Source organism: Brumimicrobium mesophilum (genome assembly GCF_003025005.1).
In the GTDB taxonomy this organism is placed as follows: domain Bacteria; phylum Bacteroidota; class Bacteroidia; order Flavobacteriales_D; family Crocinitomicaceae; genus Brumimicrobium; species Brumimicrobium mesophilum.
The window spans coordinates 232688-247030 of sequence record NZ_PVSS01000006.1 but is presented as its reverse complement, the minus strand read 5'-3'; the positions used below and the strand labels follow the sequence as shown (position 1 = coordinate 247030).

Annotated in this window: 11 protein-coding genes; 7 read left to right on the top strand and 4 right to left on the bottom strand. The window is 33.1% G+C overall.

What is annotated here, in order from left to right; genetic code table 11:
- Positions 1 to 149 precede the first annotated feature (149 nt).
- Complete coding sequence (locus C6368_RS08300) at positions 150 to 1115, top strand: NAD(P)-dependent alcohol dehydrogenase (protein ID WP_107038722.1); 966 nt, start codon at positions 150 to 152, stop codon at positions 1113 to 1115.
- 584 nt (positions 1116 to 1699) lie between these two features.
- The gene (locus C6368_RS08295; RefSeq protein WP_107038721.1) at positions 1700 to 2317 is read left to right on the top strand and encodes an outer membrane beta-barrel protein; all 618 of its coding nucleotides are present in this window, start codon (positions 1700 to 1702) and stop codon (positions 2315 to 2317) included.
- A gap of 12 nt (positions 2318 to 2329) precedes the next feature.
- Here C6368_RS08295 and C6368_RS08290 read toward each other — a convergent pair whose 3' ends face one another.
- Positions 2330 to 3991: an ABC1 kinase family protein gene (locus C6368_RS08290; protein ID WP_107038720.1), complete on the bottom strand. Its 1662-nt coding sequence runs from the start codon at positions 3989 to 3991 to the stop codon at positions 2330 to 2332.
- Positions 3992 to 4168: 177 nt separating this feature from the next.
- On the opposite strand from C6368_RS08290, the gene C6368_RS08285 reads away from it, so the two are divergent.
- Complete coding sequence (locus C6368_RS08285) at positions 4169 to 4924, top strand: porin family protein (protein WP_159038516.1); 756 nt, start codon at positions 4169 to 4171, stop codon at positions 4922 to 4924.
- Positions 4925 to 4991: 67 nt separating this feature from the next.
- Here the strand turns inward: C6368_RS08285 and C6368_RS08280 are convergent, their stop codons facing one another.
- Positions 4992 to 6827, bottom strand: a complete 1836-nt coding sequence (locus tag C6368_RS08280; protein ID WP_234369109.1) for a CHRD domain-containing protein — start codon at positions 6825 to 6827, stop codon at positions 4992 to 4994.
- A gap of 73 nt (positions 6828 to 6900) precedes the next feature.
- Complete coding sequence (locus tag C6368_RS08275; RefSeq protein WP_394336208.1) at positions 6901 to 7464, bottom strand: fasciclin domain-containing protein; 564 nt, start codon at positions 7462 to 7464, stop codon at positions 6901 to 6903.
- A gap of 223 nt (positions 7465 to 7687) precedes the next feature.
- Between C6368_RS08275 and C6368_RS08270 the strand changes: the two genes are divergently transcribed.
- From C6368_RS08270 to fabV, 3 genes are all read left to right on the top strand, one after another.
- Positions 7688 to 8938, top strand: a complete 1251-nt coding sequence (locus tag C6368_RS08270; RefSeq protein WP_159038515.1) for a Kelch repeat-containing protein — start codon at positions 7688 to 7690, stop codon at positions 8936 to 8938.
- A 185-nt stretch (positions 8939 to 9123) separates the two neighbouring features.
- The gene (locus C6368_RS08265; RefSeq protein WP_107038716.1) at positions 9124 to 9987 is read left to right on the top strand and encodes a hypothetical protein; all 864 of its coding nucleotides are present in this window, start codon (positions 9124 to 9126) and stop codon (positions 9985 to 9987) included.
- Between the two features lie 167 nt (positions 9988 to 10154).
- On the top strand, positions 10155 to 11342 hold the full coding sequence (gene fabV / locus C6368_RS08260) for an enoyl-ACP reductase FabV (protein ID WP_107038715.1): 1188 nt from the start codon (positions 10155 to 10157) through the stop codon (positions 11340 to 11342).
- Positions 11343 to 11445: 103 nt separating this feature from the next.
- On the opposite strand, the gene C6368_RS08255 is transcribed toward fabV, so the two are convergent.
- On the bottom strand, positions 11446 to 12924 hold the full coding sequence (locus C6368_RS08255) for a DUF6770 family protein (protein WP_159038514.1): 1479 nt from the start codon (positions 12922 to 12924) through the stop codon (positions 11446 to 11448).
- A gap of 596 nt (positions 12925 to 13520) precedes the next feature.
- Between C6368_RS08255 and C6368_RS08250 the strand changes: the two genes are divergently transcribed.
- On the top strand, positions 13521 to 14318 hold the full coding sequence (locus tag C6368_RS08250) for a hypothetical protein (RefSeq protein ID WP_107038713.1): 798 nt from the start codon (positions 13521 to 13523) through the stop codon (positions 14316 to 14318).
- Positions 14319 to 14343 lie beyond the last annotated feature (25 nt).

Genomic DNA, 14343 nt, shown 5'->3' with positions numbered 1-14343 from the left:
AATAAATGAACTGGATTCAACATTAGCACATACCAAACAAATCAAGTTTGATTTCAATGATATTTCAACTTTCGAAAGTGCTTTTAAATTAGGTATGGATTAAAAATTTAAAAGAGCTTGGATCGAACTAAAACAAAACTTATATAACAATGAAAGCATTAACACGAAAAAAATATGGTTCTCCGAAAGTCTTAAGAATAGAAAAAGTTGAAAAACCAATTCCAAAAGAGGAGGAAATTTTGGTTAAAGTTTTTGCAAGCACAGTGAATAGAACGGATTGTGCCTCTTTACGAGGGAAACCACTTTTGACCAGAGTGGCTACCGGTTTATTTAGTCCGAAGAGAAAAATAATGGGAACAGATTTCGCAGGTCAAGTTGTTGCAATTGGCAATAAAGTGTCAAATTTTAAGGTAAACGATAAGGTTTGGGGGTTTAATGACCAAGGACTCAATTCTCATGCGGAATATCTCACAATCGATGCAAATAAAGAAGTCATAAAAATACCTCCAAACACAGATTATGCATCAATTGTATGTGCTGCCGAAGGTGCCCATTATGCTTTGAATTTCGTGAATAAAGTTGAAGTAAAACCTAATTCTAAAATCTTACTCAATGGAGCAACAGGTGCAATTGGCTCTTCATTATTGCAAATATTAAAGTACCAAGCGAAGGAAGTGACGGCGGTTTGTAATACGAAGAACATAGATTTAATTCAATCCTTAGCAGCAGATAAAATCATTAATTATGAAGTCGAAAAATTTACGGAAGCTGAACCTGAATCTACTTATGACTTTATTTTTGATGCTGTCGGAAAAAGCAGATTTTCAGAATGTAAACACTTACTAAAAGATAATGGAATTTACATTTCTTCAGAACTTGGGAAAAATGCTGAAAACGTATTCTTAGCCATGTCAACTCAGCTTAAAAGTAATAAAAAGGTTATTTTCCCTATTCCCAGTGACATTAAAACATCTTTACAATTTATGAGCGACATGGTAGATCAGGGGAAATTCAAATCTATTATAGATAAAACCTTTTCAATTGATGAAATAACTAAAGCTTATGAATATGTTGAAACTGGTAATAAAACAGGAAGTGTTGTAGTTCAATTTTAAAGGAATTGATATCTTTATTAAGGATAATGGTTATCGATTTTTATCGTAATTAGCAATTTTGTTTAAATCTATTTAAGAATCCAACCACAATGTACTACAAATCCCGTAGGGATGCCATTAAAATTTAGACACAAATAATATCACCTCTTCGAGGTTTTTGTACCATGCTCATGTACTTTTATAATAATTTTAGCCTTTCAGGTTTAATATTCTTAAAAGTGCCTATCGTCTTCTTTACCCCCAAATTATTTATACGGCGATTATCAGGCTTGCTTTGTAAATTGGAAGTTTAATTTTATTGGAGAACTAAAAATTTAAATGCCTCAACAGGAAATCCAAAACAACTGAGTTTTAGGAAATCTGTCATTTTTTGGTCGCGCTTTATATTTTTTTGAAAATGGAGCGTGCTAGAAGTCGCTAATAATGGGAGAGAACAAGAATAAAGTTGCAAAATAAAATCCCAGCAACGGTGACATTTACATTTGGCCTATTCCACTCACATAACAATAAAGTAAAAATGCAGACGTTATATCAAAAAAGAAAACTTATGACATAAAACTACCTTACCAATTCAATTAATTATTATGAAAAACACTGCTTTAATTACCTTGTTATTGTTTTCTACGACCTTCTTGTTTTCCCAATCCGATAATTCAATCACAGATCGAAAGCTAAATTTCGGATTTAATATCGGAACCAATTATTCCATGTTGCAACCTGAAACTGTACATCCATCCAACTATGAAGTTTCTAATGGATTTGGTTTGAATATGGGAATTCTTATGGATTACGCGATCAGTAAGAATTTTATTTTTTCACCAAAAGCTGAATTGGCTTTTAATAATAGTTACATAGAAATTATAAATGGTGACGGAAGTCGATATGAATATGATCTACTCCCTATCACCTTGAATTTCATGACTCATTTCAAGTATAAAATTTCACGTAAAAAAGCGGAACCTTATCTATTTATCGGACCAAATTTAAATATTCCACTTCAAAATAAACCAGAACTAAATACAGCGTATCAGTCTGGTTATAATTTTGCAATTGACATTGGATTAGGGCTTGAAAACACTTTCAGCTATTTTATTTTCGCCCCGGAACTGAAGTATTCTTATGGTCTAATTAGCGTAAATCAAAATCCATCCTTAAAATCAGTCTATTTTCATAGTATAGGGTTATGTTTGAATTTTAAGTAATTATTGTCTCTCCTATTTTCCTTTACTTTCATCCTTAAACAATATTTGATACAATAAATACAGTCCAATAAAAGCCGCAATTAAAAACAATACAAATGCAAAAGCTGGATATCCGAATACATTCCAAGTACTCGGAATTTGAACCAACATGGCTGCTCCAATAATTAAAGCGGCGATGATTAATCCTGCTGTAATTCTATTGGCTACTTTTTGAAAAGCTCCTGTAAAACGGTCTTCATCTATTGTGTCAACTTTTACTCGAATTTTATTATTGGCGAGGTTTTCAGAGAACTTATTGATTCTAAAAGGTAAACTCGAAGCCAAATCTTTCAATTCCAAAAACATTTCCATGAAATTGGCAGGCTTCATGTCCTCTTTCAATTTCTTCTGCATCAATTTATGCACATAACTTTTCATCGTTTCCTGCATATTGTAATCTGGTGTGAGATGCGCAACAATTTGATCCATGTTTAATAGAATCTTACCCAAAACATTCAAATCAACTGGAATTTGGATATTTTGTTTTGCCGCCATTTGATTAATTTCAATCAATGTTCGACCAGTCTGTAAATCTTTGGCTTTTTGATTTTCGCTTTCTTGAATTTTACGTTCTATATTCTTTTTAAATAAAACTAAATCAACTTTATCTGGATCGTAATGACTTATAGAAAGCAAAAGTTCTGAAACACGGGAACTATCATAATTGCTTAATCCTATTATTAATTTCAGTACAGTATCTTGCATTTCATTGCTGAATTTGGCTACCATTCCGGCATCCATCAAAGCAATTTTATTGTCACGCGTTAAGTATACATTACCTGGATGAGGATCGGCGTGGGCAAATCCATCAATAATTATTTGTTTCAAATAACCTTTAATTAAATCATCGACTAAATGCTCTAAATCCAGATCCATCAATTTCAAAGGAGAAACTTTTGTAATCTTTCTTCCCTCAATAAATTCCATGGTCAATACCCTAGAAGAACAATAATCTAGAATTGGTGCTGGAATAAACAATTGATTGAAATCTTTTAAATTTTCTTTTAAAGTAAGCAGGTTTTGTGCTTCTAAAGTATAATCCAACTCTTTCAGTAAAATATAGCGCAACTCTTCAATCACATTATGCACGCCAAAATTTCGAGCAACTTCACTAATATTCTCGGCTCTTTGAGAGATATCCATTAAAGTATCCAAATCCTCGATAAAACGCTTGCGAATTCCCGGACGTTGGATTTTGACCGCTACCTCTTGCCCGGAGTGCATAATTGCCTTGTGCACTTGACCTATTGAAGCACTGGCCAACGGTTTTTTATCGAAGAATTTGAATGCTTTTGAGATGCGCTCCCCTACTTCCTCCTTAAATATTGCTTCGATAACTTCATATTCTACCTCTTCAACATCATCTTGTAAAGTTGCTAAAGCATCCATAAAGCTCGGTGGAAGTAAATCTGGACGCGTAGAAAGCAGTTGACCCAACTTCACATAAGTTGGTCCCATTTTCTTTAAATCTTCAGTTAATTCTTCTGGTGTATGATCAAACTCATTGCTCGCTTCATCTTGATTTGATTCAGGAATGCTACCATCAGGCATACTGAATACATCACTGTTCCAGTATTTCATCATAAATTTAAAAAAGCGTACGTATTTATCGTATTGATCAGGAAGAAGTCCCATAAATTTTAGTTTTAAGGGAAAAATACTCAAAATGGTTCAATGAGTGTTTTCTTTTATGAAAAATTTAGAGTAAAAATAACTTAGCTGATATTTTATGACTATTAAGAAAACAATTTTATCTTTTTAGTGGTTTAGTACAAACAATTCATGAGAAATCTAAAAATTAAAATTAGAAATATGAAATCATTTTTTTTTACATTTTGCATGCTTCTAACTTCGGTATTTGTAGGTAAAATAGTTAATGCTCAAGCTTTTATCGATGTTGAAACAGGGGCACTTTTTACGGGATATAATGATGTGCGAATTTCAGGAGATCAAGGAACATTATTCTCATTAAAAGACGAGGTTCAATCAGAGACAACCGCCTTTATAAGAATAAGAGCCAATTACACTTTAAAATCTCGCCATACATTCTCACTTTTGTATGCTCCCTTAAAAACAATTGGAGCAGGAACGGTGGGTGAAGATGTAGTCTATAATGGCGAAACATTTATGGCCAATACTACACTTAACAGCACTTATAAATTCAATTCATACCGATTAACCTATCGATATAAAATTGTAGACAGACCAAAATTAGAATTTGGATTGGGTTTTACTGCGAAAATTAGAGATGCGAGCATAGCAATCAGTTCGCCAAACCTTAACACTGTTAAAACGAATGTTGGATTTGTACCTATTATCAATTTCAGATTATTCTATAAACACAACGAAAAATTAGGTCTTGTTTTTGAAGGTGATGCATTAGCCGCTCCACAAGGAAGAGCTGAGGATATTCAACTTGCTGCAACATATAAATTCAATGATAATTTTGATTTTAGATTAGGTTACAGAATTTTAGAAGGTGGCGCAGATAACGATGAAGTTTATAATTTCTCTCTTTTTCACTATGCTGCTCTTGGAATTACATACACTTTCAATAATAATAACTAAAAACCCTGCCCAAAACATTTCTGTTTTAGACAGGGCTTGAACCAAAAAGATTTAGGCAGAGGTAATTTTATTTCTTAATTACTCTTGTAATTTGACTCTCAGCTTTTATCATGTAAACACCACTTGGCAATCCAGACATATCAATCGTTGTATTGTTTGATTTGATAGATTTTGTTTGAACTGTTTTCCCATAGATATCCACAACTTGAACATTCATTTCACCATTGAATTTTTCAAAAGACAATGTAATTTTATCCGTAGTTGGATTCGGGTATGCAGTCAAATTGTTTTCTTCTAATTCATTGTCTGAAAGACCTAAAAACTCCTGTGAACATTCTGAACCTCTCAATACTTGACCACGAACTTCTCCATCAGGATTTGCAGCTGTATGAATGTTAACATACATTTCATTATTTCTGAATTTTGTTTCAGCTGCTGCGTTCATTGGCATTGGACTGTCAGATGTTAGGTAACCAAAAGCTCCGTCATAATTTTCAGTCATTGAGAACCAAGAAGATAAGTTAAACTCAACTCCACCATTCATTCCTGCAACTGCATTGTGAATATGTGCAGCATCAATTGTTCCAGAAAGTTCTTTTACAACTATCATTACGTGCGCATTGTTTCTTTCTCTCGAAATAGTGATAATTCCACCACCATTTGCCATTGTTGAAACACTTGGCACCTCTTGGTCACCACTTAGGTTTACTGAATAACCTTCACGAGCAACTCTACTAATTTGTGCTCTTATTTCACCGCCCATATTTGCTGCAGTGTGAACATTTAAGTAGATATTACCTTCTAAAAATTCTCTTATTAAATCTTGCGTTACAGCAGCTCCTGTAATAGTTCCTGAAATAATGTTTCCATTAACATCTCCTGTTAAATCTACTACAACTGGACCGTTTGCTCCTGCTGCTTCATTGTGAAAGTGAGCTCCCATGATTGCACCAGATAATCCCTCAACTTGCGCTGAATAATTAATTGTTGAGAAATCACTACTTAATGATACTTTAACAACTCCTGTTGCCATTGTAGAAACAGCTGGAACTTCTTGATCACCTGAAAGAACACCATCAAAAGCAACTTGGTTGTCATAAGTCAATTGACCTCTAATTTCACCATCCATATTGGCAGCTGTGTGCACATTAATATAAATATCACCAGCTTCTAAGTCGTTGGCAAAACCAGCAACTCCTGAAACATCTGCAACTCCTACGATTGCATTCCCCATGATAGTTGGTGTTAAATCAACAACTACTGCTCCGTTTGCTCCGGCTGCAGCCATGTGTAAATGTGCTCCCATTATTGGACCACTTAAACCATCAGCAGAAACCCAGTACATTAGTTTTTTCTTATCTAAAGAAAGATTAAAAACTCCTAATCCAGTTGCCATAGTAGAAACCATTGGCACCTCTTGACTACCGTCTAATGTAGCGCGGTATGGGAAATCAGTTTCCAATTTAACTTGACCTCTAATTTCTCCATCCATATTACTAGCTGTATGTGCATTCACATAAATTCCACCAGTAATCATATCTGAAATCAAAGAAGATGTTAAAGCAGAACCTGTAAGAACAGCTTTTACATTTCCATCGATTATATATGGAGTTAAATCAACTACAACTCCTCCATTTGTTCCTGCTACACCACTGTGTAAATGCAGACCCATAATTGTTTCTGGAACTCCTGCAGTATAAATAGAAACACATAAAGTATCTCTTGTTCCGTTTAAAACCATCGTTGCAACTCCTTGTCCTGTTGTTGTAACAGCTGGCACCTCTTGAGCTCCGTTCATTCTAGCAGAGAAAGTTAGCTGGTCACCCAAATGGGCTGCAAAACTCATTGCTGAAGTTGAAACTGTAAGAATGGCAGCTATTGCTATCTTTTGTAAATTTTTCATCATATTATATTTTTAATTAAACATTTAAAAGGAGCCAGTAACTTTTACCAACTCCAAATTTAGATTTTAGGTTTTACATTTTTGGTAAAACTACTTTGTCAATTACGTGGATTACTCCGTTTGATTGGTATACATCGTATGTTGTAATGTTAGCTACTCCACCATTTTCATCTTTTAAAGTGATGTTGTGCTTTCCATTCATTTGAGCAGTCAATGTACCTCCAGAAACTGTTGTCATTTTTGCTGAACCTTTACCTTTTTTGATTAATCCAGCAATTGCATCAAAGTCTAGAGCTCCTGCTACCACGTGGTAAGTTAAAACTGTAGCCAAAGTCTTTTTGTTTTCTGGCTTCAAAAGAGATTCAACCGTTCCATTTGGAAGATTTTCAAAAGCATCGTTTACCGGTGCAAAAACTGTGAAAGGACCTGCAGTTTTTAAAGTTGCTACTAAATCAGCTGCTTTTACTGCTGCTACTAAAGTCGTATGGTCTTTAGAATTAACTGCATTTTCTACAATGTTTTTCTTAGGAAACATTTGCTCTCCTCCTACATTAACTGTTTCTTGAGCGAAAGATGCTGTTCCCATTAAGAATACTGATCCTACGATTAATCCGATTGTTTTCATTGACTTTTTCATGTTTACTTTTTTAGTTTATTATTTAAATTCTATTTGTTGCCGAGACATACGCACTGGATTGTGTTTTGGATTTTTAAAAAGTAGATTTATTTAAAAAAAATATTCAACCTACTGAAATTCAACAACTTAAAATTTAGACTGTTATAAAATAAAATTGTTTTATATTCGTTTTAACTTAAATCATTGAACGAGAACGTCATGGTTTTTAATAAATTGACGTAATTTGAATATATCACTACATTTAATACCGACTTTCACTCAATTTTTAAAAGGAAAACTCCTCCTTACTTTCTGTTCATTCTTCATTCTATTGAATACTAATGCTCAGTCTTGGATTCAAATTGATGATTTTCCAGCTACAGAAAGAGACGACGGAACAACTTTTACTATCGGAAACATAGCGTATTGTGGAACTGGTTATAAAGTAGGCTGGTCAGCCACTAGAGATTTTTACGCTTTTGATATGATTTCTGATACGTGGTCTACAATTGAAGCTTTACCGGCAGGAGAAGAAAGGCAATACGCTTCAGGTTTCTCACATGGAAATCATGGATTTATATTTGGTGGATTGAATGGTAGTAACTATTACAATGACGTTTGGATGTATGACCCTACTCAAAATAACTGGACAGAAAAAACAAGTTTACCTTCCGTTGGAAGAAGAGGTTGTATTTCTTTCGTGATTGATGGCATTGCTTATATAATTGGCGGACGAACTTCTACAGACCCTGCAATTGCTGAAGTTTGGGCCTATGATATAAATAACGATGCTTGGCATCAGAAAAACGACTTCCCTTTTGGTCCACGTTATCGTGGTTCAGGTGCTGCAACACACAACAGAGGATATTTGATTTTTGGAAGTGACGAGAATGATCATTTTTTCAAAGAATTTTATGAATACAATCCAACAACAGATTCTTGGTTGGAACTTCCATTTTTTCCTGTGAATGGAAGAACGCATTCTTCATTAAACAGCTTATCGAACAAATTAATTGTTGTATGTGGAATTGATGGTCAAAGTCAATACGCATTCGATATCTGGAGATTTAACACTGATCTATCTTCATGGGAAGAATTGACAGAGTTACCAGCCATAGGAAGAAAAGGTGGAATGAGTTTCAATAATGGAACAAATGTTTATTATACGGCTGGAATAGATCCCTCAAATACGCGATTAAAAGAAACTTGGAAATACGTGAATGCACTTTCAATCGATGAAATTTCAAAAGAAGAAATCAATTTGAAAGTTTATCCTAATCCTACATACGATATTCTAACTTTAGAATTAACTGATTTCTCACTCAAACAAAATTCTAGATTTACACTTACTAATCATTTGGGGAAAGTTGTATTAAGTCATGAAAACCTTCAAAAAGAAACAAAAATTGAACTAAAAGTGCTTTCAAAAGGACTGTACTTTTTAAATGTTTGGAAAGGTGAAGATTTTAAGACTATGAAAGTAGTGAAGTTGTAACAAATTTAAATGTCGAATTTCTAAAGAAGAACGAATAACCTATTATCTCATTCAGTAAATCACAAGCTGAAAGGAATGGAACTACCAGTTCTCTAAAAAAACATACCTGGTCAATACGGTTTCCACAATCATTGAAAAATTAATATCTTTAGGTTTTTTAAAGCCAAAAACACAATAAAGATCCTATGAAAAAAATCATTGCACTTCTCTTCACAATCATTCTATTTACTAACGCCTTAGGCCAAACCGATAAAAACGGAAATCCAATTTTCAATTCTGTTTCTAAAAATGAAATTTCAGTTGGAAATTCACTTTTGATTGGAAATTATTACACACTTAAAAACAATATCGAAAACAAACTTTCTTCAGTATTTGTTGATGAGAATCCTTCACTAAATCAAATTGAACTTGCGGCTACAAATCTACCTTCTGAATTCTTTATTTTGACTAAAGAAAGTCATATGGTAGTAATGATTGTTTTACAGCATTCTCCTGAAAGGAATTTTATGGTTATGGAAATGAAAACCAATAAGCAATCAGTTTATCCATGTAATTTAGAAGGTGATATTACTGAATATAGGGCAAATGAAATAATCGATAACAAATACGATTCTACTTCAACAATTAAAAATAACAAATTGCTATTCAACGAAAAAGAGTTGGAGATAATCTCAAATAAAGAAATAGAAAAAGCTGTACTGAATTTAATAAAAAACGAGAAATTAGACAAAAAGAAACCATCTGATATTTTCTTGGCTTCTAACAGTCAAATTAAAAGCTATATTGTATCTGCTTCTAAAGAGGGTGGTGATTTAGACTTTTTTACAGAGATAAAAGGTAAAGAATATGACGCTGTTCAAATAAAGCAGGGCGTTTTCACCACTAACCAAGGTATAGCTCTTTATAAATGGGGACGTGCTTGTTATGAAATCGGACTAAATGAAGTTGATGATGCTTATGAAACATATTCCGAATTCAAAGGAAAGGAAATTAACCAAAGAGATAAGGAATATATCAAAATGGGGTTCTTTAAAGAATTGGAAAAGTAGAAATCTAGAAATCTAGAAATGGAAAGAACTTTTTGGTTATTTATTAATCCCACTATTTTTCAATTCATAAGTTTCGCTTAATTTATTAATTACTAAATTAGTAGCCTCATCAAGGTGTCGCTCCTTGAATCAGTAACATTGAAAAAACATTTAAAAAGATAATAGTTATGATAATTGAACCGAGAACTCGTGGATTTATTTGTACAACAGCTCACCCTGATGGATGTGAGCAAAATGTATTAAATCAAATTGAATACATTAAATCGAAAGGGAAAATAGATGGTCCTACCAAAGTTTTAGTAATTGGATCTTCTACGGGGTTTGGTTTAGCTTCAAGAATCACAAGCGCTTTTGGATCGGATGCTTCAACAATTGGAGTTTATTTTGAAAAACCACCATCTGAAGGAAGAACTGCTTCAACAGGATGGTACAATACTGCTGCATTTGAAAAAGCTGCTCACGAAGCAGGACTCTATGCAAAAAGTATAAATGGTGATGCTTTCTCAAACGAAATTAAAGATCAAACAATTGAATTAATCAAAAAGGACTTAGGTCAAATAGATTTGGTCATCTATAGTGTTGCATCACCTGTAAGAACTCATCCTGATACAGGAGTTCGTTATAAATCTGTTTTAAAACCAATTGGTGAAACTTTTACGAACAAAACTGTCGATTTCCATACTGGTGTGGTTACAGAAGTGAGCATAGAACCTTGTAACGACGAAGAAATCCAGAACACAGTTGCTGTAATGGGTGGTGAAGATTGGGAAATGTGGATTGATGCTTTGAAAAAAGAAAATCTACTTTCTGATGATTTTAAAACTGTGGCCTATTCATACATTGGTCCAGACTTAACCGATGCAGTTTATAGAGGCGGAACAATTGGAAAAGCAAAAGATCATTTAGAAGCCACATCATCCACAATTTCAGATAAATTAAAAGACATTAATGGTAAGGCTTATATTTCAGTTAACAAAGCTTTAGTAACACAGTCTAGCTCTGCTATTCCTGTAATTCCTTTGTATATGTCAATTCTTTATAGAGTAATGAAGGACCATAACGTTCATGAAGGGTGTATTGAGCAAATTCAACGTTTATTTACTGAAAGATTATTCCTTGATGAAGTTCCTGTAGACGAAAAAGGAAGAATTCGTATTGACGATTTAGAAATGCGTGATGATATTCAAGCAAAGGTCTCAGAGCTTTGGCAGAAAGTAACAACTGAAAATGTAATGGAAATAAGTGACTTAGAAGGCTACCGAAATGAGTTTTTCCATTTGTTCGGATTTAATTTTGATGAAATAGATTATACCAAAGACACTGAAGAAGTAGTTGAAATTCCTGGATTGCAATAGCGGATATTCCAAGAGCTAAATAATAAAAAAAGTGCCTAAAGAAATATTTTCCTTAGGCACTTTTCTATTTAAAAAGAATTAGTTTGTGAACTAAATAAACTCCCTAGTAATTTAAGTTATAGTAAGAAATTAATTTACTTTTATAAAGAAAAACTGATAATCTACCTACTTCATTTTTTAACACTTTGTAGGCCTCAACATTCTTAATCTTGCCCATTTCTGATTCAATAGGTTCTGATTTTGTAACCATTTCTTCAGTAGTGATATCAGCTATTCCAACCCTTACCTTATTTCTGTAACCTTCAATAATTGTATAAACCATAGCTGGATTCCCTTCACTATTTTCTACACAGAACTGGTAATTACTCATGTTTTGACTAGTAAACATGTGTGCGTACACATTAACATTAAACACTGCTCCTTGAACAACAATTTTGTTTTCCTCTTTGGTTACAAATTTAACCTGGTCTAAACCTAATTCTTTATTGAATTTTAAAATTATGAAATCCCCCATAATAAAAGCTGTATTCATAGATAATGAACCTCCGCTTCCTCCAGTACCAACATTCACAGAACCTCCTATTGCTGGACGTAATCGAATAGTTTCTGTAATTAAATAAAAACCTTCGTCTGTTTTAATGGCATCATTCACAACAAATTGAGGTGCATCCTTAACATTCAATTGCTCTTCTGTCATTATACCTTTTGAAGCTGGAAGAATATCCATTTCAAAACTTACCTCTTCTTTTAGAATAACATCACCTTCAGGAGAAAAACCAATTCCGAAAACACCTACTGGCCTTGACTTACCTTCCTCAGGGTACGACCCAAAAACATAAGTGTTTTTATCCTCTAGTAATATTTTATTAGGGTAATAGTAGTAATTATTTGCGAAAGCCTCATCAAAAACAACTTCTCCATAATTATCTAAACGCATTAAGTTTTGATTGTAACTTTCTTTTTTCATTCCTTTTCCAGAAGTATAAACTACAGCAACACCATTCTCAGTAGAAAGTATATCAGTTATGGATATAGCCTTACCTTCTTCCAATGTTTTTGTCCATATTTCATTCATCTCATTATTAACCTTGATGATTTCGATGGTTGATTTAGCAGACATCAATTTTTCCCTTATTGTGTTTGAAATAACAAATCCGTTGGATGACTTGTAAATTTTTGAATCAAAAAACTTTCCTGGTGTTAATTCTATTTTTCCTGCAATAGATCCATTTTTATCAAAACTATACGCTAGATGACTCTTTTCTTTTAAATCTCCAAAAGTAATGGCCAAATGTGAGTCATTACTCTCAGAATGAATTACACCTGCTCTTTTAGAAAGTTGAATCTTCTCTTTACCTATGGTGTTGTATTCATAATCCAAGAAATTTATTGTGTAATCTCTAAACTTCCCTTTTTCACCATCTTCTTGATATACATTATAGTATCCGACATTTTCTACTTCTCCTACTCCTTCGAAAATTTTAATTCCATCAATAGTTGCATCCTGTGCATATGAAATATTTGAGCATACTGCCATTCCTAATAGGAATAAACTTTGTTTAAAAATTGTTGTAATATTCATTTGATTAGTTTTCATAAATTGTTTAAAAGCCTGCAATATAATAGATTATTCTTGTCTATTTACTACTTAATCCTTCAAAAAAACTGAGCTAACAAGATTTAAAACATAACTACTTTAACATCAGTATTTAGCCAGAAAAATAAACTTAAAGGAGTAAAAATATAAATTGCTTATTGGATACTTTATAAGTAGAATATTTCAACAAACCGAACTTGCTAGCTCAATATGATACCGTGGACTCACCGAAGTGAAGTTAACCAAGTGGTTAAAATCATTTTAGGATAATTCTCACTTTCAATAAGTGAGGGATTAGTTGGAAAATAGGCATTCTGGTAAACCAATAGATTGCTGGAATAGTAAACTTACGGAATACGCGAAGAAAAACTCTCCAAACTAGTTTGCTTCCCTTTCTTTAGAAAATGTGTCACATTGTCCATTATCGAGATGTTACAAATTGAGCAGTCCCCCCTGTCCGATTCCTAAATAATTCTACCAGTGTTTGATTTAAGATTGGAGAAAAATTCTTACTTTCAAACAAAACAATATAGACCTCAATTATTGAAAACTAAAATTAATTTAAAGCCTTGTAAAAAATCATGAAAAACACAAACCGAATCTTACTTCTTATTGCAACTTTGACTTTGTTCGCTGGTTGCGGAACAGTTTACAGAGTACTTTTAGGAGTTGACATCTCTCCAAATTGGAAGACGGATGAAAGAATTGCGAAGGACGCCAAAAAATATAAAATTCCTAGTGAATTCAATTTAGTGATGGACACTGTTGGTTTCTACAGTGAATTAAGAGCAACTTATAAAAACATATTTGCAAATTTAGACATTAAAGATGGAGATTCTACTGAGTACTTTAAAGCAAGAAATGTTCTTAAAGATGATGGGCAGCCAGTGCAATTTAGATTATTTGACAAGCAAGGAACTGAAATTTTTAAAATGGTAAATTGTTATGTTGACCCACCAATCCCAATGAGTTGGAATGTTGATGGCTGCTTTGATACTTTTCCCGCACAAACCAACATCAAAAGTTTAAACGTACATAATTTTGGAATCGATTTATTCCTCTCCAATTCAACAACTCTAAATAAAAAACAATTCTCCCTAGAAGATTTACCAGAAGCAGATTATTACGGCGTTATTTTATGGAATGACTTTTACATCAAACCTTCAAAAAAACTGATCAAAACAGTTAGAAAATACATCGAGGATTCTAATGAGAATGTGGTTTTACTTTATATTCATAATCACAATTCTTACCTGTGGCAAGTTATGGATGCAGAAAACAAGAACAAAGTGAAAGATTATTATAAGGAGGAACGTGAAAAGAAGATTGAAAAGGAAAGAAAGAGAACAGAAAAAAGAAATAGATTAGTTCATTTATAGCTATTAATAATATTCATTATCAAAT

What these genes read in the sequence shown, in the direction of transcription:
- C6368_RS08290 (WP_107038720.1), bottom strand. Translation starts at nt 3,991, where the DNA reads ATGGGACTTCTTCCTGATCAATACGATAAATACGTACGCTTTTTTAAA.
- C6368_RS08255 (WP_159038514.1), bottom strand. Translation starts at nt 12,924, where the DNA reads ATGAATATTACAACAATTTTTAAACAAAGTTTATTCCTATTAGGAATG.
- C6368_RS08265 (WP_107038716.1), top strand. Translation starts at nt 9,124, where the DNA reads ATGAAAAAAATCATTGCACTTCTCTTCACAATCATTCTATTTACTAAC.
- C6368_RS08275 (WP_394336208.1), bottom strand. Translation starts at nt 7,464, where the DNA reads ATGAAAAAGTCAATGAAAACAATCGGATTAATCGTAGGATCAGTATTC.
- C6368_RS08300 (WP_107038722.1), top strand. Translation starts at nt 150, where the DNA reads ATGAAAGCATTAACACGAAAAAAATATGGTTCTCCGAAAGTCTTAAGA.
- C6368_RS08285 (WP_159038516.1), top strand. Translation starts at nt 4,169, where the DNA reads ATGAAATCATTTTTTTTTACATTTTGCATGCTTCTAACTTCGGTATTT.
- fabV (WP_107038715.1), top strand. Translation starts at nt 10,155, where the DNA reads ATGATAATTGAACCGAGAACTCGTGGATTTATTTGTACAACAGCTCAC.
- C6368_RS08280 (WP_234369109.1), bottom strand. Translation starts at nt 6,827, where the DNA reads ATGAAAAATTTACAAAAGATAGCAATAGCTGCCATTCTTACAGTTTCA.
- C6368_RS08250 (WP_107038713.1), top strand. Translation starts at nt 13,521, where the DNA reads ATGAAAAACACAAACCGAATCTTACTTCTTATTGCAACTTTGACTTTG.
- C6368_RS08295 (WP_107038721.1), top strand. Translation starts at nt 1,700, where the DNA reads ATGAAAAACACTGCTTTAATTACCTTGTTATTGTTTTCTACGACCTTC.